Raw genomic sequence first — 19,182 nt, 5'->3', positions numbered from 1 at the left:
GTAACTTGTATGTTGTAACGGGTATTTCTAGCATTGACTGGAACACATATTCATATAAAAGGAGGAAACGGCAAGTTGAAACTAATTTGTAAAGTATGTAATTTAGAAATTTCTGAGCCATTAACGGAATTAAAAGACCTGAATTTGATTAATGAAAACGATGGCCAAGATTATATTACTAGAGGCTTCTATTTAATTCAAGAGGAAACAGCTTATGAAATATTAAAAGGATCTATCATTATAAACATCAACGATTTTTCAATTCAAACCACCATTCAGACAGCAGTAGATTAAATGGTTGTTGTGGTCTTGACGGCTGTGATGGAATGAACAGGGTTTGCTTGCATGATCATGAAATTGGTACGGAATACTCTGATTGTTGGATGTTTCATAAAGTTGTATTAAATCCAGAACTAGTTCAACTTATTTAAGATGTACACTAATACCTTTTGCAGGCCTAAGTACAAGCCGATATCGGATACAGTTATGCGGCGGCATAATTAAGCGCGAAAACCTAAAGTTTGTGTAGTTATCTTCTTCATGCCAATGAGCATATACTTTAATTACGAAGATCGTTTTTTCTTCTTCAATTTAATGGCAGGTTCTTTATGCAGGTCTATGTACTGGGTGCACTACAATGTCCCTGGTGCTCCATTTTTATTAGACTAAAATATGGAGGCGGAAAATTGAATGATGATAATGAAGTTTTTGTAGATAAAGAAAAACGAAATGATTTAAAAATGAAAGAAGAACGGAAAGAGGGAGAACCGACTCCAGCCTTCAAAGGGGCTTCGTGGGCAGCGCTATTAGTAGGCGTTGCGTCTTATCTTATAGGTTTGTTTAACGCAACTATGCAATTGAACGAAAAAGGATTTTACTTTGCAGTTTTAGTATTCGGACTTTATTCTGCAATATCTTTACAAAAAGCAGTTAGAGATAAAGATGAGGGAATACCAGTTACTACTATTTATTATGGTCTTAGCTGGTTCGCCCTTATCGTATCTATTTCATTAATGGCCATCGGTTTATACAATGCAGGAAGTGTTGTTTTAAGCGAAAAAGGATTTTTTGGGATGGCATTTGTTCTTAGTTTATTTGCAGCAATAACAGTTCAAAAGAATATAAGAGATACGCAGCGGGCAAGAGAAAAAGCTTGAGTTATATGGAAAGGAATGGAGGAAGTATTTTCCTTAGCATTTACCGTGACAAAAGCTTGTGAATATGTGGGGGAAATTTAAAAAATGAAAGAAAAGCCAACGTTTTGAAGGTACATTATTCAAAACGTTGGCTTTTTATATCTAATGAAATTACAAGCAATGGTGACGGTCTGAAATAATTTGTAATTTAATCTCTTGTTAAAATTTGGTTTAAATGCTATCATATGAATATATTTTATGAATATTCATAAATAATATTCACGAAAGAAGGAGATCATCTATGGCAAGGGGAAAAAAAGTTTTTTCAGAGGAAGATAAAAGTCTGATTAAAAGTAAATTGAAAGATGAGTGCATGGCATTTTGGATTTCTCCGGGTTATAAAGAAACAAGCATTGGCGCTTTGTGTAAAAAAGCAGAAATATCAACAGGTACTTTTTATAATTTATATTCAAGTAAGGAAGAACTTTTTTTTGAAGTTCTGTATGACATTCAAGATACTATTTATGAAAATTTCATTGAGCGAATTGAACAATGCCCCGAAAAGTCCGGCTTTGAAACTGCCATAATCCAGCTTTACTATGAATACGAAAGCAAACCATTTCTTTATGACGTGAAAACGACTGATTTCACTTCGTTTTATAGTAAACTTTCGGAGGAAATGAAAGAAAAACTAATATTTGATAGTAGTGAACTTTTTCGTACAGCAATCAAACGAGCAAATCTTAAACTAAAGGTTCCTGAAAATTTAGCCTTTTCTACCTTCACCGTTCTTCTTTCAAGCATTGCAAGTAAAGAAGGAATTTCAAAGAACTGTGATCATTTAGCTGCATTTCAATTTATGACGAAGCAGTTGGTAGCAAGCATTTTTGAGTAAAGGCTCTATTGCAAATAATAAATAGGAGGAGATATCAATGGACTTTTTTTGGCGTATTATAAACTTTCTAAAAGAAACAGCACCTTTCTTTATCGCAATGAATATCATTTTAGCAAGCTTCCTACTGATCTTAGGGTTAGTTTTAATGTCCAAGAAGAATAGAGAACAGAAGGCGAAAAAGATTGCAGGAATGGTTTGTTTATCATTTTCAATGTTGTCCTTTCTAGGTGCAATGTCCAATGCATTTTTTTCTTTTATCGTATTTTAAAAATAGGAGGATACAAAGATGTTAGACAAACTACAAAATATTATGGATGCAGCTTGTAAATGGGGAAATAAAAATTTAGGAACCTCTATTCAATACCCTAAACCAACAAAAAATTCTATGGTATCCAGTGCTTTTTCAAGTGGAATTATTGGTAGTGTAATGACCATCTATGGACTTCTTTTTAAGAATATATGGGTTTTGTTATTTGGTGTGCTTGGCATAATAAGCAGTGCTTTCATATTCGGGAAAGTGAAAAAAACGATTAGATAATAGTTTTACAATCTTTTTTGCCCGTAACAGCCTAATTAATGAAAACTTATCCCTATCAAATAGACAGACTTTTGCAGCCATCTGGTCTCGAGATTCAATCGAGATGGATGGTTGTTTTATTTTGGAATGGATGACAAATACATAAAACATAGTTGACTTATTGGTTTTATATGTTTAAAATCGTATTAATTGTTCGAATATATCGAATGATTAATCAATACGAGGAGGGTTAAGAATTGACTATTGAAATACTATCAAAAGAGTTGAGCCGCTTATTTGAAGAAATAGTAGAAAATCGTCGTTATTTACATCAAAACCCAGAGCTTTCTTTTCAAGAAGAAAAAACATCCCGCTTTATCGCGAATACATTAAAAAGCTATGGAATCTCTGTGCAAGAAAATGTTGGTGATAAAGGTGTAGTTGGAATTGTTCAAGGAAGTGAACATGGAAAAACGATTGCATTTCGCGCAGATTTTGATGCATTACCTATCGAGGATCAAAAAGAAGTTACATATAAATCCACAGTGCCTGGCGTTATGCATGCCTGTGGTCACGATGGACATACGGCTGCTTTACTCGCGGTGGCAAAAGTTCTTCAAAAACATAGGGACAGCATTCATGGAACAGCTAAATTTATTTTCCAACCAGCAGAAGAAAAACCACCAGGTGGGGCGAAGTTTATGATTGAAGAAGGGGTTTTAGATGGAGTGGATTATGTATTTGGTGCACATTTGGCGACAGACCTTCCAGTTGGCAAGCTGTCAACTGCTTCAGGTGCAACAATGGCCTCAGTTGATGCCTTTACGATTCAAATTTTCGGTAAAGGCGGGCATGGAGCTCGACCTCATGAAACGAAAGACTCCATTATTGCCGCAACACAACTAGTTCAACACCTACAACAAATCGTTAGTCGTCGTATTAACCCAACAGAAGCTGCCGTTGTAACAGTAGGAAGTATACATGCAGGGAATGCCTTCAATGTAATTGCAGATTCAGCTGTTTTAGAAGGAACCGTTCGTGCATTAAATAAAGATGTTCGTGCTCAGATAGAAAAGGAAATCCGAGCAATTCTAGAAGGGTTAAAGATTACAAATTATATAGATTTTGAATTAGATTACTTACATGGTTACCCAGTACTAGTTAATCCGGTGGAAGAAGCTAAAATTGTGGAGCAATTCATAAAAGAACAGTTTGGAGATAGTGCTTTTATTCAAAAAGAACCGGTGTTAGGAGCGGAAGACTTTGCTTACTATTTACAAGAAAAACCCGGAAATTTCTTTTATGTAGGCGCTCATAATGAGGAACCAAATACACAATATCCTCACCATCATCCAAAATTTGATTTTGATGAACGAGCACTACTCAATACAGGGGAAATATTCTTGAAAATAGCTAATCATTTCTTGATTGATTAAAAATGAAAATCAATAGAATGGAGCGCATATTCTCTGTTTAGTGGCAAATTAATCTGGAGGAATGAATACCATGATTGTCTTTAAACATATCGCAAAAGAATTTTATCAAAAGAAAAAGAAAGTAGTCGCTTTAAATGATGTTTCTCTAGAAGTTCAAAAAGGCGATATATATGGAATTATTGGCTATAGTGGAGCGGGTAAAAGTACATTAATTCGGATGGTAAATGGCTTAGAAAATCCGACTTCTGGGCAAATCATCGTAGACGGAAAGGATATTCAAACATTAAGTCCAAATGAGAAAATTTTAAATAAGAAAAAAATTAGTATGATTTTTCAACATTTTAATTTACTTGAGTCTAAAAATGTTTTTGACAATGTCGCTTTGCCATTAAAACTCCGTAATGAAAGTAAAGATGCGATTGATAGAAAAGTGAAAGAAATGCTTTCATTTGTAGGGTTAGAAGATAAAGATAAAAACTATCCGAACCAGCTTTCTGGAGGTCAGAAGCAACGTGTTGGGATAGCACGTGCGCTGGTTACAAATCCTGAAATTTTATTATGCGATGAGGCAACTTCTGCACTCGATCCTAAAACGACAAAATCAATTTTAAAATTGTTAAAACGAGTAAATGAACAGTTTAATATAACGATTTTATTAATTACACATGAGATGGAAGTGATTCGTGACCTTTGTAATAAAGTAGCTGTGATCGAAAATGGTCAATTAATCGAATCAGGAAATGTTATTCAAGTATTCGGTCAACCGAAAGAACAAACTACTAAAGATTTTGTAGAAACGGTTATTCCTAATAAAATTCCAAAAGACTTATTGGACTTTTATCAAAAAAATCAACAGTCGTATACTTTATTACGGCTAAAGTTTTTAGGAGAAAATACGGCTAGCTCGTTATTATATCAACTAAATAAACGTTTCAATCATGTAGAAAGCAATATTGTCTTTGCCAATGTTACAGAACTAGAGGGAACTACTTTAGGCATCTTTACTATCGCATTTTCTGCAAATGAATCAAACATTCAAGAAATTAAAGCATTTATTAAAGAGTTTAATGTCATTGTAGAGGATGTGAAAATATGAATCGGATTTCACCGGATATAATTTGGCAGGCTATGACCGAAACTGTTTATATGGTTTCTGTTTCGTTATTAATTGGAACGTTATTAGGGCTACCACTTGCACTGTTTTTAGTACTCACAAGGCCAAATGGTATTAAAGAAAATAAAATTGTTTATTTCATTTTAAATTCAATCATTAATATTATTCGTTCGTTACCGTTTATTATTTTGCTCGTAGCGATCGTTCCGTTCACACGTTTAATCGTCGGAAAAACATATGGTACGGAGGCAGCGATCGTTCCGCTTATTATTTACATTGCCCCATTTATTGCACGATTAGTGGAAACATCTCTATTAGAAGTGAATCCTGGAATTATCGAATTAGCAAAATCTTTCGGCGCGAAGCCTTTACAAATTGTACGACATTTTTTAATTCCTGAGGCACTTGCTTCTATTATATTAACGTTAACAACCGCAACAATTGGATTGATTGGAGCAACGGCGATGGCTGGTACAGTTGGGGGCGGTGGAATAGGTAATTTAGCCATATCACACGGTTATCAACGCTTTAATACATTTGTCATTATTTTAACTGTTGTTATTCTAATTATTATTGTGCAACTTATCCAAACGCTAGGCAGTTATTTAGCGAAAAAAATTAGACATCAATAAAAAAGGGGTCTTACGTTTATGAAAAAATATATTTCAGCATTTCTTATAATATCGCTTGCTATTTTTTTAGTAGCCTGCGGGAATTCAGATTCTGACTCAAGCTCATCAGATGAGAAGAAAACAATTAAAGTTGGTACGTCACCAGGACCTTATAGTGAATTATTTTTAAAAGCCGTAAAGCCGATTCTTGAAGATGAAGGATATAAAGTGGAAGACACGGAATTTACAGATTTACGACAAGCGGATGTTGCTTTAGCGGATGGTGGTATTGATTTAAACGTGGACCAACATACAGCTTACATGAACAATTTCAATAAGGAAAGTGGCTCAACTCTTGTTGCTGTAACAGCTGTGCCAACAGTTCCAGCTGCTTTATTCCCTGGTAAAAAGAAATCAGTAGATGAGGTTAAAAAAGGCGACGTAATTGGTATTCCTCAAGATCCATCAAATGCAGCTCGTGCATATGCAATTTTACAAAAAGCAGGTTGGATTAAAATTAAAGACGGTGTAGATCCAATTCAAGCAACAGCAGAGGATATCGTTGAAAATAAATATGAGTTAGAAATTAAAGAAATGGAATCGGCTCAAATCCCACGTACATTAGAAGACTTGGACTACGGTGTAATCCCAGGAAGTATCGTGTATTCTTCAGGAATTGATGCGAAAAATGCAATATTGCAAGAAGATGTTGTGAAAAATTACGAGTTAGTAGCAGTAGTAGATGAAAAAAACAAAGATACCGATTGGGCAAAAGCTGTAAAAGACGCCTATAATTCTCCAGAGTTTAAAAAATACATGGATGAAAATAATCAAGATAACTATTGGTTCATCCCTAAAAATGATTAATCCTAGTGAAATCTGTATTTATTGCTAGAAGTTCTCTAGTGGTAAAAGAATTTGAATAACAAAAATTGATATGTTCATCGTTTCTTTTATTCTATTGAAGGAATCTATTTTGATTGATTATTGTCAAAATGGATTCTTTTTTTGTATGTTAAAATAAACGATTTTTTGATACCTTAATATTTCCATAAATCACATTAGTTGTTACTAGTTTTTGTATTAACTATACTTACGTTGTAGTTATATAGAAAGGGTGATTGGATGAGTAAGAACTTTATTATATTTGGAGCGAGCCAAGGGTTAGGAGATGCATTTGTAAAGGGGTTACCAACAAAAGGAGATACAGTATGGGTGGTTTCTCGAACACGACCAAGCAGTTTAGATATAAATGATGGCGTAAATCGGAAATGGCTCGCTATTGATTTATCTAGTCAACAACATATTCCTGCTTTAAAAGAAAGTTTACAAGGCGTTGCTATTGATGTTTGTATTTATAATGTTGGAGTATGGGAAAAGCGTGGTTTTGAAGATGACTATACGTTTGATAATGATGAGATTGGGGATATTGCAAACTTAATTAATATTAATTTAACTTCCACGATTACATATATTCAGGCATTATTACCCAATTTAAGACAGGCCGAAAATGGAAAAATAATTTTAATAGGATCGACAGCAGGTTTAGATCATACGAATAATGCGCAAGTTTCGTTTGTGACATCTAAATTTGGCTTGCGAGGTATTACAAATGCTTTACGGGAGCATGTGAGAAAAGATAAGATCGCTGTAACGTGTATTAATCCAGGAGAACTGGCTGCTGAAGTACCTTTTGAAGAAGGGGCTGAAAAAGCAATTAAATTGTACGAAGGTACACGTATTCCTGTACAAGATATTGTAGCCATTGTCCAATGTGTGATTAATTTATCACCAGTTTCCTGTGTGAAAGAGATAAATATTCCTGCAATTACAGATATGAATGTATAATTCAGTATAAAAAACGGCTCACATGTTGAACGATTGTGTTCAATATGTGAGCCGTTTAAAATGATGTCAGTAAATTAGGTTCTATAATATTTTTTGGGGTATTCACACATTTGCGCGCATAAAAAAGCACAGATTCACTGATTTATATATACTTGAATTGTCGAGAAACAAGTAATAGAAAGGTGAACTGTGCAAATGAATTTTAACATGAATATCCCAGGATTAAAAGATGTAGAGATTACGAAAGTAGAAGAAATAGGCGATCGAATCGCATTATATGTACAATTGCCAAAATGTACGCATCAATGTCCAGTTTGTAAAAAAGAAACTTCGAAGGTTCACGATTACCGTATACAAAAGATCAATCATTTATAATGGTTTGAACGTTTAACTATTCTTTTCTATAAACGTCGTCGTTATGTTTGTAATTGTGGAAAGCGTTTCTCTGAGAATTCCCCCTTCGTAGATAAATATCAACGCTACTCAAAAGAATGGAATCAAGTGGTGAGTATACGTGCTATAAAAGCTAAAACATTTAAGGAAGCTGCAGAAGTACTAGGTACATCAACCACCACGGTCATTCGCCGTTTTAAAAAGGTTGCGAATAAACAATTAGTAGAGGGTGTACGTTTACCAAAAGCAATCGCGATTGATGAGTATAAAGGCGATACAGAGGCAGGTACGTATCAACTAATAATTGCGAATGCGGAGACGCGCGAACCGATTGATATTTTACCGAATCGTAAAAAATTACTTAAGTCAGTATGGAGCAGATGTTGAGATAGTAGTCATGGATATGAATCCAAGTTTTAAAGCAGTTGTTCGTCAATCGCTAGGTCGACCTGTTATTGTGGCAGATCGCTTTCATTTTAGCCGTTATATCTATTGGGCAATGGATGAAGTGCGCCGACAAGTACAAAAAGAATGGGACAAATACAATCGCACAAAGTGTAAACGTATGCGTCATGTGTTTTATAAACGTGCATCTAAATTATCACCAAAACAACAGTGGTACTTACAGCGCTATACAGAAATGTCTGAAACATTAAAAGTAGCTCATGAATTAAAGGAAGCCTATTGTGAATGGTTTGATTTGGCAAAGACAAAGAATGATGTCGTAGAAGTGAAGAAGCGATTACTAGCTTTTTACCGTAAGGTAGAAGAGACAAGATTACCAGCTTTCTTAAAAGCAATTCAAACATTGAAAAATTGGCATGTAGAAATTTTAAATAGCTTTAGTTTTGGTTATTCCAACGGCTTCTTAGAAGATATTAATAATAAGACAAAAGTGATGAAACGGAATGCATATGGCTTTCGACGTTTCGATCACTTTCGAGCAAAAATCTTATTAAATTTAAAGTATAAAGAAATCGGAGTTCATCTGGGTTAACGTGCTAAAAGATTACACCACCCCAACATTAACCTTTTTTTATTTCTATACTAACTCCAACCAAACGACCGCTTCGCAATGTGTGTAGTGTATGTGGCAAATACGGCTTATAACAACGATACATCATCCAATTCCATATATAATATAACGGATGTTTTTTCTTGTTCATTTCTTTCACCCCAATACTGTTATATTGAGGTGGATCTAAAATGACAGGTTATTAAAAACTTTATTTTTTGAATATTAATATTCAATTTGAATCGAACCTGTGTCATGGTAGCAATGGCCAACGAGGAAAACTGTCGAGTGACTTACACTCTAAAGGTACATAAGGTGCATCGACACCGACTATAGACCAATCACAAGTAAATCCATCATAAGTTTTCATTGGTCTGGGAGGATTTAAATTTAAAAATTGAAAACGTGAAATATGAACATGAGGAACCGTCGTACGGCCGGAGTTATCCACCCAACCAATTAGTTGCCCAGCTCTGATTCTGTCCCCGATCCTTAGCGGTACAAACCGAGGGGGACTAAGTTGAGAAATAAAGGGAGCTGGTGTTATATGAGCATATTCGGTGAAGAACTTATCACTACCTTGAATCACAACATTATTAGCTTCATTTGGGCAGTTATCAGTATCACAATGTATTCTGCCTCGTTTTAAATGAGCTACTACGCCCGATTCCATTGCATAAACAGGCGTTCCATGTGGCATACCACCAACAAATCTTAAGTCTTTTGCACCCTCATGATTATCACTACACCCATAAATGACCTCGATTTGTGCTGTCGTATTAAACGGATGTCTACAATATATTTTCAAATGTTCAATTCTCCTTTAGTTTTATATAAGTTATTTAATATATTATGTGATTATCCAAATTTGGTGTTTGTCCATTCTTGTCAATAAAATATAAAAAGCATATTCTTTTCATGCATAACAAAGTTTGTTAGTAACTGAACTAAGGGACTACGAATAAAAAGGACTCACTGAGTCGCTGCTAAAGGAAATGTTTTAAAAAATAAGACCGCTCAACTAATTAAAGTTGAACGGTTTATCCATACTTCTTAAGAAAGGAAATGTATTTAAAAGTAGCTCATGAATTAAAGGAAGCCTATTGTGAATGGTTTGATTTGGCAAAGACAAAGAATGATGTCGTAGAAGTGAAGAAGCGATTACTAGCTTTTTACCGTAAGGTAGAAGAGACAAGATTACCAGCTTTCTTAAAAGCAATTCAAACATTGAAAAATTGGCATGTAGAAATTTTAAATAGCTTTAGTTTTGGTTATTCCAACGGCTTCTTAGAAGATATTAATAATAAGACAAAAGTGATGAAACGGAATGCATATGGCTTTCGACGTTTCGATCACTTTCGAGCAAAAATCTTATTAAATTTAAAGTATAAAGAAATCGGAGTTCATCTGGGTTAACGTGCTAAAAGATTACACCACCCCAACATTTGACTTAGAACCGTAAATTAATATTCGCTATCATGAGGTTAATATTCTAATAAATTTAACCCAAGTAGTTATCATCTTTTTCGGGAATCAGAACTTCTAACTCAAGAATATTACTATTAGTAAAAATGCCACTTGAGAGCTCCATTATATAGATAGGGGTACTATTTTTGTCGATAATGGATGCTATTTGTTCCTCAATTTCATCATCTGTTTCACCTACAATAAATATTGAACTATATTTACCTTCATTCATGATGAAATCAGCTTTCCGTTCTGTTTCTGTACATATATGGTATTCCTCTTCTTCAAAAACATAAATAATATCATTATAAAAAAATTGTTTTGATAATTGAAATTTAAACATATCCTTGGCTGATAAAGTTTCATTTATTTTTAAAGTGATTATTTTTTCTAAATGTTTATTGTTTAAGTATTTTGTTGAATTTACTTTTTGGTTTGTAATATTTACATAATGGTGATCAATTACCTTTTTTATTTTTTGCAGTTTGTTTATTTCATCGGAAACTTCTTTTGATTTTTCTTTTAATAACTTCAAATAATCACTTTTTTCATACGAAGTTAAAACCTCTTTAATTTGTGCGATTGAAAGATTTAAGTTTCTCAACATTAATATTTGAGCAAGTTGATAAATTTCCTTCAGCGAATATTTTCGATATCTATTATTATCCGTGTAGGATGGGAATAAGAGCCCTTTTTCTTCGTAATATCGTATTTGATGATGACTGATACCAAATATTTTAGCCAATTGATTTATTGTAATTGTTTCATCCATAATATCCCTCTTCTCTAAATAAATATAAACTCTAGGGCTAGCCTAATGTCAACCAATAAACCTAAGATAAAACCTCTTACAGTTATCAATGAGAATGAAAGAAAGATTAATTCCATGCGATAAACCTAACGTATTTTTTGGGGAAATGAATTGAGTGGTGGACAAACAAAAGTTGGTTTGACATTAGGTAAACCCTATAGTTTATAGTGATGGTGTATTAACAGAAGGAGGAACAGTTATGACAGAACCGTTACAATCTAAACGAATTGAGGGGCTAGACTTCGCTCGAGCCTTGGCTATGTTTGGGATGCTTATCGTCAATTTTAAAATCATTATGGGAGCGGCAGGGAGAGGGCCGGATTGGCTTTTATGGTTTACTGGACTTTTCGATGGAAGAGCGTCTGCCACTTTTGTTACGTTGGCTGGTATCGGAGTTGCCTTGATGACAAGAAAAGCTAGAATTAGCGGTGAGCTTTCTACTATTAAAGAGAATAAGATGAAATTATGGAAACGTTCCGCTTTTCTCTTTATTCTAGGTTTACTTTTATATGTTGCTGATTGGACTGGAGATATTCTCCATTATTATGGTGTTTATATGTTGATGGCATCCTTCCTTATCGTAGCTTCTACAAAACTCATGATCATCCTATCTAGTCTTTTTTTAATCACCTCGCAAGCCTTACAAGTGACAATGAATTATTTGAAGGGATGGCATCCAGAACAACCGTTTATGGAATATCTTGATTTTTGGACGATCGAAGGTTTTCTAAGAAATCTCTTGTTTAATGGATATCACCCATTATTCCCTTGGCTCTGTTTCTTTTTGCTTGGAATGATCCTTGGCAGACTTGATATAATGAAGAAAGCTGTAGGAAACAAAATGTTTTTTATTTCTATAATTCTACTAATAACAATAGAGGTACTTTCAAAACTATTAATGCGACTATCGCTATCGGTGTTAGATGTAAAAAGTGGTGAATTTTTGTTTCAAACAGGGCCAATTCCTCCAAATATTTTATATATCTTATCGAATTCCGCGTCTTCGATCATTGTCATTGTCGCTTCTGTTTATATCGTAGAAAGGTTTGCTGGACAATGGTTGATAAAATCACTTATTCAAACAGGCCAATTAACATTAACGCATTATGTAAGCCATGTATTCATCGGTGTGGGTATATTGGCGTTATTCAATAGGTTAGAAAACCAAACGTTAGCATTTTCATTAGTATTTACAATATTATTTTTCGTAGCGAGTATTTTCTTTTCTGTTTTATGGAGCAAAAAATATAAAAGAGGACCGATTGAGTGGGTGATGAGAAAAATGACAGATTAGTAGTGGAAGCAAATTTAGAAAGCGTTCCTCTAACGAGCCGGATCGCTTTCTAGCCGCTAAATGAAGATTCAAATTAACGGACAGACCAATGCCATTTAATAGCATCTTTTTCAACACTTTTGATAAAATCGTCTTTCCCATTACAATACCCATCACTATCATTTGGATACTGCTTGGCAAGTTGGCTCTTTATTTCTCCATACTGCCTGCAAATTTCGGGATGCTCTCGGAGATAATCTCTAAATGCTAAATGTCTTTCTATTTCTTCCATGTTGTCATATTGAAAAGCGTGTTGCTTAGCGATGATCGGCTGATCCGCACTTAGTGGGATAACGATTAGCGGAACCCCGTTATAGAGAGCTTCATTGGTGCTATTCATGCCGCCATGTGTGATAAATAATTTAGTGTATTGAAGCAAATCTGTTTGTGGTACATAATTTTTCACTATGAGGTTTTCAGGAATTTCTCCTAATGCATCAAGTGGGGTTTGTTCCCCAATCGACATGACAACGGCATGCTCAGTATTCCCGAATGCCTTTAAACATAGCTTATAGAAATCAATGGCTTGATTTAAGACCGTACCGAGGGATATATAAATAGGACGTTTTGTGAAAGATGTTCTAATGTTTGATCGAATGATAGTTTGGTTTCCGCAAAAGAAGTACACGAATTGATTGCCGGCAGCTTCAGGATTTTGGCAAGTAAATGCCCACAACCAAGCATAGAATCGTGGATGATGTAATCAAAATGTTCTCCATTCTGTTCAAGTACGCTAGGGATGACGATATCTGCAGTAAGTAAAAGTCCATTGACCCTTTCGAGCAAATGAGTTCTTCCGCCTGAGATAAAGGCTTTAATAAATTTTTGGCCATCAAACGTGCGCACAGTCGCTCCTGTCTTCTCAATACGCTCCCGAAAAGCTTCTATCGTAAAGAACACTACCTCTTCTCCTCGCGAAATTAGCTCCTCGGGGATTATATAGCCCATTCTTCTTTGTTATGCACGGATACCGCTACCAATTATAAAAAATTTGCAGCAGCAAAAAATCTTAAACACGAAACAGTTAATCTTAATCAAAATCAACGAGTAAAAAAAGGGATATTCCATATACAACACGTTAATAACTTCCATCGCCGTTTGAAAGGATGGATGGAACGATTTCAGGGCGTTGGTACGTATTATTTGGATAGTTACCTTTACTGGTATCGTTGGCTTGAGTTACATAAAAACTTGGCATTTGAAAATCGGGTAGAGCAAATGCTTATTTCAACTTGTCAAAAATCTAACTATTTCACAATTGAAGCAATAAGAAAAGGCAAAGAGCACCATTTATCAGATGCTTTTTAAGCAGATTCAGTGGTTTACTGTTATTCAATTAGCGAAGCAAAAAGAGGTTTTTGCTGAATTAATATGGTTAATTTGATAATAGTTGGAATTTTTTTATTGTTTCTCCTTATTTTATAATATAATATACAATATATAAGCGTGTGTTTTTATACTACTAGATTTTTTGTAAGTAAAAGTGTGGGGTGGTTAATTGAATTTTATTACTTGGTCAATTATTGCAGCAGAAATTGGTTTTTGGATTGTTATAATACTCGGTCTAACTTTACGTTATGTATATAACTTTAAAAAAATGGGATCGTTCTTTTTACTTCTAACACCCGTGATTGATTTGTTTCTGTTAATCGTAACTGCTATAGATCTATTAAAGGGTGGAAATGCAACTAAGTCTCACGCAATTGCTGCTATCTATTTAGGTGTGTCGATTGCTTTTGGAAAGAGTATCGTTCGTTGGGCTGATGAAAAGTTCTTATACTACATAAAAAAAGAGGGAACAAAACCTGAAAAAAAGACTGGTTTCGCATATGCTCGTAATTCTTTGAAAGGGTCTTTTCAGCATTTATTTGCATATATCATCGGAGCAGGATTTTTATTAATATTGATATACTTAGTAAATGATGCGGACCGAAGCTCTATACTTTTTGAAACACTAAAAGTATGGTCTTTAGTACTGGGAATTGATTTTATCATATCTATTGCATATTTCATTTGGCCACGAGGAAAATAGTTATTTTACATAGAAGTAAGTAAAATATTTTAAAAATAATGAATGTTTTTTCTTCAACTAATCAGAGCTTTCGTTAAATTTTCGATTCACGAAATATCAAACCGAAAAGACAGATTTATCCTACACATTTTGTAGATTAAATCTGTCTTTTAGTTTTAACAGCAACAATCTTTTGGAAAACAGCCTAAATAAAACACGCGCCAATTTTACCACTCCTTAGATAAAGGTATAGTCAAAATGGTGTAAGAGTAAGAGATACTTTCCCTTATCATTGCTTAACCATGGTAAAACAGAGTGAGATTTTTTAGCAAGTTTGATCGTGTATCTTTTTAGATGAATAGCCTATGTTTACATTAAAGGGCAGTAATTTATTTGTACCGTAAACGAAGCGTTAGGTACCAGATTCTTACCTTAAAATTTGGCGAAAGCAAAGAAGATAGGTGGGAGATGAACTGCCAGTAAAAGTCCGATTGGTGAAGACTAATAATCAGTGGGGGAAGAAGCAAACCCCACACTGATTAAAGTTTTACTTTATTATTGTAAGTGAAAAAATTATGGAGAAGGGCATTATCTACTTCTCTGTTACTAGAATACGTAAAGTTACTCATCCCAACTGCAAAAATTGTTTCAGATAGTTGTCTATCACAAGGGAATCAAGTTCGTTCTGTCCGATTCCAAAGCAATGTCCCCATTTGGATTCAATTAGCTGATATATAGCATTAGGCATATGTTTCACTTCATATGCATTATCCTCAGGAGGGAAGAACAGATCAGTCGATCCTGGCATAACAAGAGCATGAGCAGTGATTTTGTTTAATGCCTGTTCAAAATTTTTGTAGTCTTCGGTGTTAGCGCTAATATCTCCGGTGATTCCTGTACGGAGCATAGCAACCAAATCATTGGCATCAAAAGAAAGAAACACTTGATCCCAATAGTCTTTCAGATATGCATTTAACGTCAAATATCCCTCTGACTCATAGAGTTGCTCTAAATAATAAGCTTGAGAAAACCCCCAAGGAGCATAGGCGCGTCCCATCGCAGCAAGCCCTACTACAGGCTGATAATCATAGAAGCCTTCCTTCCAATTGGAGTCCGCTTGCAATGCTGCAATAAGCCCCTCAAAAACAACTTGAGCATGTGGTCTAGTTTTTGCTGTTCCGCCAAATGGTGCAATCCGCTCGACCATCTCAGGATAACTAGTTCCCCATTGAAAGGTTTGCAGCGCCCCCAGTGACCAGCCAACGACTAGAGCAATTTTTGAAATACCAAATTTCTTTGTTACGAGCTGATGTTGTAGTCGGACATTGTCATAAATCGTTATGAGCGGAAAATTCGCTCTGTCAAAAGGGGCTGGTGTATTGCTTGGGGAGGAAGATAACCCATTTCCAAACATATTAGGCACAATGATGAAATATTTGTCAGGATCGAGTGCTTTACCGGGGCCAATAAGCCACTCATTATCGGTATGTTGGCCAGCAAACCAGGTAGGATAGACAATTACATTGGACTTTGCAGAATTTAAAGTACCATACGTTTTATAGGCAAGAAAGGCTTGAGGTAGCTTTTGATCTGATTGCAGTATGACATCTCCTAGTGAATAAATTTCGTAATCTTTCATGATTCGAATCTCCTTTGTTATACAAGATTTGGTATTGAAGCTTGATTTTTACTCTACGACACTGCTACCATCAAATCAACGAAACGTTTTTGATTGTAACATTCAATGTTTTTGAACTTAAGAGGTGTTGTCAATGGAAATCCGCCAACTTAAAACATTTTGGACGCTTGCTTCCACATGCAGTTTTAGCCGCACTGCCGAAGTATTGAACTATGTTCCGTCTACTGTAACCATGCAAATCAAGGCTTTAGAGGAAGAATTGGGCGTTAAGCTATTGGATCGCTGGGGTAAGAGTGTTGTATTAACAGATGCAGGCCACCAGTTGTTGCCCTATGCCAATAAAATTTTAAATGATGTTGAGGAGGCTCGGTATGTTTCAAGTCAGAGCGAAGAATTAACTGGTACGGTGATAATCGGTGCAGATGAAGTGCTCTGTACATATCGGTTACCCGCTTTGCTCCGGCTTTTTCGTGAACGATATCCGCACGTTCGTCTTTTATTTAGGCCCTTGTCTAGTGACAATTTGAAACAGAGCCTGAGAGAAGGAAATGTTGATGTGGTCTTTATGCTGGATGAACCTGTCATATCGACAGATCTACATGCAGAGCTTTTAATGGACGAACCTTTTCTTATGGTAGTATCACCCGACCATTCATTAGCTACACGCTCTACATTAGGCATAGAAGATTTTAATAGAGAGCAAATTATATTAAGTGAAAAAGGTTGCTCTTACCGGACTTTCTTCTATCGAACGTTACTGAGAAAGGGTGCCGACAGCTTAACTGAACTAGAGTTTAATAGTGCAGAGGCCATTAAACAATGCGCTATGGTTGGGCTTGGCATTGCCTTACTACCGGAAATGGCTATAAAGGGAGAGATGGAGCGGGGAGAACTGATTGCTTTACCTTGGGATTTATCGGAAATACGATTTACTACTCAAATGCTGTGGCATCAAGAAAAATGGATTTCACCATCGATGAGGGCCTTTATCGAATCGGCAAGAAATGTATTAAAATAGAGTCTAGAAAATAGCAAATGAAATATCCTGAATGTACGTTCGCGAACGATTTATTTCTCCGCACCATAGCTAAATCACATATAAGAGGGAAAGGTAGATTTCAGAAGTTCATTTAAAACCCTAAACTAATTTCGAAATCGTGCTGGCTCAATACCGAGATTGGTTTAGGGTAATACTTGAGAAATTGTAGGGGGTATATGTATGCCTTTATTTTCACCGACGATAACTGACTATTGGAAGTCGCTTTTTTTAAACGGAGACATTATCTATAACGATGGAAAATTTACGATTACTATCAACCCAGATCTAAGCGAAGATAGTAGACTCATGGTGCTGGAAACGACTGACGGTCGGTTTTGGGCAGTCTTGACGCCTGAGATGGCCGATAAATTAGACCTATCCAAAGGACGAAAACTGTCTGATCTGGTCTTCCGTCAGAAATTAAAGGAAGTTGGCGTCACACTACATGGTGCAGATTATATTTTCTATTTTTCAGAAGCCGAAAAGAACGTTTTGCTGCAAGAAAGTTTGGAAGGGTCATTGCGCCAATTAACAGAGCAAGATGATGCAGTTTTCTCTAAGTTCGAGTCCTCCGCGTCGGAACAAGATTTGGATGATGCTTATGTGGAGTTGGATCATTGGGCGGTATACGGTTCTTTTGAGCATAACCGATTAGTTTGTGCTGCTAGCATGTATCCTTGGGAAGAAGATACTCAAATTGCAGACCTAGGCGTACTGACTTTGACATCTTTTAGAGGAAAAGGTCATGCTCGCAAAGTAGTGCGTTCAATTAGTAAGTACGCCTTTGAGCAGGGTTACGAAACACAGTACAGATGCCAGCTCGATAACGAGGCTTCAACGTTCCTAGCTAAAGCGGCAGGTTTGACGCTGTTTGGAAAGTGGGATGTCATTTCTCCTGAGTGTACTGTCGGAAAGTCTCGGTAGGATAGAATCTATAGAAATTTCCTTGGAGAATAACAGTTGCCTATTTTTCCTTTGATAGGAAAAATAGGTTTATCGATTATAGAAATTGTATTGTTAAAGGGTGGGAAAATGTACACAATTGGGCAAGTGGCTAATTTTTTAGGTGTATCTAGAGATACCTTGAAATTTTACGAGGAAAAAGAATTAGTAAAGCCAAAGCAAAATATTGAGAATGGGTATAGAAAATATAGTCATTTTGATATTTATGATATTACAACAGTAAATTTCTATCGAGAAATTGATATTGAAATTAAAAAAATCCAGGAATTAAGAAAGAGTAAGAGTATTGATGGAATTCAATCATTATTAGAAGAAAAAGAACAAGAGGTTTTACTGGAAATTGAATATAAAAAACTACTATTGAAAAAGATTCAGAAAGTAAAAGAAGATTGTAAAAAAATCAAACAATTTTTAGGGAAGTACATAGTTAAGGAAATGAAACCTTTAGAAATAAAGGGAGAAATAGAACATTTTACTGCGTATGAAGAATATGACACTTTAAAAAAGAATGCAGACAGCTTAAAAAAAGCAGTTACGCTCACATCTTTAAGAAGAGTCATCAGCTTCAATGAAGAAAGTATTATAGGAGATAAGTTTATAATTGTACAAAAAGTGGAAGACTTAGATGAAGAAATAGAAGGTGAAATTTTATCTCATCAAAAATGTATTTATACAGTTATTGAAGATGGAAGATGGTCAAATGGTGGGAAAAATATTGATCAACACGTGGAAGCGAATTTAAGAAAGTTTGCAATAGAAAAAGGGTATGTACTATTGGGGCAAGTTTATATAAATCTATTACTGACCACTTATGAAGGTGGACTGGAACGGGTATTTTTAGAGATTTATGCACCTATCAAGTGATCATTATTGTTTCACGCTTCTTAGCTAAAGAGGCGTACGTTATTCAACTTAAATTCACGAAGGAAGAGCCATTTATTTATAGGTTCTTCC

At 35.2% G+C, this 19,182-nt stretch carries 20 protein-coding genes and 3 pseudogenes; 18 read left to right on the top strand and 5 right to left on the bottom strand.

The window, feature by feature from the left end:
- Window positions 1-75: 75 nt before the first annotated feature.
- The 11 genes and pseudogenes from ABNX05_RS03430 to ABNX05_RS03380 all read left to right on the top strand — a co-directional run bounded on the left by ABNX05_RS03430 (window position 76) and on the right by ABNX05_RS03380 (window position 8,947).
- Window positions 76-294 carry a hypothetical protein gene (locus ABNX05_RS03430; RefSeq protein WP_349658428.1) on the top strand — a complete coding sequence of 73 codons (219 nt, stop codon included), beginning with the start codon at window positions 76-78 and terminating at the stop codon, window positions 292-294.
- A gap of 446 nt (window positions 295-740) precedes the next feature.
- Window positions 741-1,157: an inner membrane protein YiaA gene (gene yiaA / locus ABNX05_RS03425; RefSeq protein ID WP_432760125.1), complete on the top strand. Its 417-nt coding sequence runs from the start codon at window positions 741-743 to the stop codon at window positions 1,155-1,157.
- A gap of 280 nt (window positions 1,158-1,437) precedes the next feature.
- Entirely contained in the window at window positions 1,438-2,031 is a 594-nt protein-coding gene (locus ABNX05_RS03420; RefSeq protein ID WP_349658426.1) for a TetR/AcrR family transcriptional regulator, read from the top strand.
- A gap of 37 nt (window positions 2,032-2,068) precedes the next feature.
- Window positions 2,069-2,299: a hypothetical protein gene (locus tag ABNX05_RS03415; RefSeq protein ID WP_349658425.1), complete on the top strand. Its 231-nt coding sequence runs from the start codon at window positions 2,069-2,071 to the stop codon at window positions 2,297-2,299.
- An 18-nt stretch (window positions 2,300-2,317) separates the two neighbouring features.
- A complete protein-coding gene (locus ABNX05_RS03410) occupies window positions 2,318-2,569 on the top strand; it encodes a hypothetical protein (RefSeq protein WP_349658424.1) in 252 nt (83 codons plus the stop codon).
- Between the two features lie 236 nt (window positions 2,570-2,805).
- The gene (locus ABNX05_RS03405; protein WP_349658423.1) at window positions 2,806-3,984 is read left to right on the top strand and encodes a M20 metallopeptidase family protein; all 1,179 of its coding nucleotides are present in this window, start codon (window positions 2,806-2,808) and stop codon (window positions 3,982-3,984) included.
- A 61-nt stretch (window positions 3,985-4,045) separates the two neighbouring features.
- Window positions 4,046-5,080 (top strand): methionine ABC transporter ATP-binding protein, encoded by a 1,035-nt coding sequence (locus ABNX05_RS03400; RefSeq protein WP_349658422.1) that lies wholly within the window; start codon window positions 4,046-4,048, stop codon window positions 5,078-5,080.
- Entirely contained in the window at window positions 5,077-5,730 is a 654-nt protein-coding gene (locus tag ABNX05_RS03395) for a methionine ABC transporter permease (RefSeq protein WP_349658421.1), read from the top strand. Before ABNX05_RS03400 ends, ABNX05_RS03395 begins: the two co-directional genes overlap by 4 nt.
- 18 nt (window positions 5,731-5,748) lie before the next feature.
- A complete protein-coding gene (locus tag ABNX05_RS03390) occupies window positions 5,749-6,576 on the top strand; it encodes a MetQ/NlpA family ABC transporter substrate-binding protein (RefSeq protein WP_349658420.1) in 828 nt (275 codons plus the stop codon).
- Window positions 6,577-6,834: 258 nt separating this feature from the next.
- On the top strand, window positions 6,835-7,557 hold the full coding sequence (locus ABNX05_RS03385; protein ID WP_349658419.1) for an SDR family NAD(P)-dependent oxidoreductase: 723 nt from the start codon (window positions 6,835-6,837) through the stop codon (window positions 7,555-7,557).
- A 189-nt stretch (window positions 7,558-7,746) separates the two neighbouring features.
- A pseudogene (locus ABNX05_RS03380) lies at window positions 7,747-8,947 on the top strand (ISL3 family transposase).
- Window positions 8,948-9,218: 271 nt separating this feature from the next.
- On the opposite strand, the gene ABNX05_RS03375 reads toward ABNX05_RS03380, so the two are convergent.
- A complete protein-coding gene (locus ABNX05_RS03375) occupies window positions 9,219-9,773 on the bottom strand; it encodes a M23 family metallopeptidase (RefSeq protein WP_349658418.1) in 555 nt (184 codons plus the stop codon).
- Window positions 9,774-10,030: 257 nt separating this feature from the next.
- Here ABNX05_RS03375 and ABNX05_RS03370 point away from each other — a divergent pair, with 257 nt between their 5' ends.
- A complete protein-coding gene (locus ABNX05_RS03370) occupies window positions 10,031-10,381 on the top strand; it encodes a transposase (protein ID WP_349658417.1) in 351 nt (116 codons plus the stop codon).
- A gap of 85 nt (window positions 10,382-10,466) precedes the next feature.
- On the opposite strand, the gene ABNX05_RS03365 is transcribed toward ABNX05_RS03370, so the two are convergent.
- Window positions 10,467-11,204, bottom strand: coding sequence for a helix-turn-helix domain-containing protein (locus ABNX05_RS03365; RefSeq protein WP_349658416.1), 738 nt, complete (start codon window positions 11,202-11,204; stop codon window positions 10,467-10,469).
- A 238-nt stretch (window positions 11,205-11,442) separates the two neighbouring features.
- On the opposite strand from ABNX05_RS03365, the gene ABNX05_RS03360 reads away from it, so the two are divergent.
- A complete protein-coding gene (locus tag ABNX05_RS03360) occupies window positions 11,443-12,537 on the top strand; it encodes a DUF418 domain-containing protein (RefSeq protein WP_349658415.1) in 1,095 nt (364 codons plus the stop codon).
- 73 nt (window positions 12,538-12,610) lie between these two features.
- Here the strand turns inward: ABNX05_RS03360 and ABNX05_RS03355 are convergent, their stop codons facing one another.
- Window positions 12,611-12,808 (bottom strand): GrpB family protein, encoded by a 198-nt coding sequence (locus tag ABNX05_RS03355; protein ID WP_349658848.1) that lies wholly within the window; start codon window positions 12,806-12,808, stop codon window positions 12,611-12,613.
- 21 nt (window positions 12,809-12,829) lie between these two features.
- A pseudogene (locus ABNX05_RS03350) lies at window positions 12,830-13,524 on the bottom strand (nucleotide disphospho-sugar-binding domain-containing protein); the annotation flags it as partial.
- Here ABNX05_RS03350 and ABNX05_RS03345 point away from each other — a divergent pair.
- A pseudogene (locus tag ABNX05_RS03345) lies at window positions 13,501-13,884 on the top strand (IS1595 family transposase); the annotation flags it as partial. The pseudogenes ABNX05_RS03350 and ABNX05_RS03345 sit on opposite strands and share 24 nt — an antisense overlap.
- A gap of 190 nt (window positions 13,885-14,074) precedes the next feature.
- Complete coding sequence (locus ABNX05_RS03340; protein ID WP_349658414.1) at window positions 14,075-14,608, top strand: hypothetical protein; 534 nt, start codon at window positions 14,075-14,077, stop codon at window positions 14,606-14,608.
- A 604-nt stretch (window positions 14,609-15,212) separates the two neighbouring features.
- Here the strand turns inward: ABNX05_RS03340 and ABNX05_RS03335 are convergent.
- Complete coding sequence (locus ABNX05_RS03335; protein WP_349658413.1) at window positions 15,213-16,226, bottom strand: alpha/beta fold hydrolase; 1,014 nt, start codon at window positions 16,224-16,226, stop codon at window positions 15,213-15,215.
- A gap of 133 nt (window positions 16,227-16,359) precedes the next feature.
- On the opposite strand from ABNX05_RS03335, the gene ABNX05_RS03330 reads away from it, so the two are divergent.
- The 3 genes from ABNX05_RS03330 to ABNX05_RS03320 all read left to right on the top strand — a co-directional run bounded on the left by ABNX05_RS03330 (window position 16,360) and on the right by ABNX05_RS03320 (window position 19,092).
- On the top strand, window positions 16,360-17,244 hold the full coding sequence (locus tag ABNX05_RS03330; protein WP_349658412.1) for a LysR family transcriptional regulator: 885 nt from the start codon (window positions 16,360-16,362) through the stop codon (window positions 17,242-17,244).
- A 201-nt stretch (window positions 17,245-17,445) separates the two neighbouring features.
- On the top strand, window positions 17,446-18,189 hold the full coding sequence (locus ABNX05_RS03325; protein ID WP_349658411.1) for a GNAT family N-acetyltransferase: 744 nt from the start codon (window positions 17,446-17,448) through the stop codon (window positions 18,187-18,189).
- Between the two features lie 108 nt (window positions 18,190-18,297).
- On the top strand, window positions 18,298-19,092 hold the full coding sequence (locus ABNX05_RS03320; RefSeq protein WP_349658847.1) for a MerR family transcriptional regulator: 795 nt from the start codon (window positions 18,298-18,300) through the stop codon (window positions 19,090-19,092).
- The last annotated feature ends 90 nt before the right edge of the window (window positions 19,093-19,182 follow it).

Source organism: Lysinibacillus zambalensis (assembly GCF_040183165.1).
GTDB classification, from domain to species: Bacteria; Bacillota; Bacilli; order Bacillales_A; family Planococcaceae; genus Lysinibacillus; species Lysinibacillus zambalensis.
Note: the sequence above shows the minus strand (reverse complement) of the source record. Positions and strands in the feature narration are given on the sequence as shown.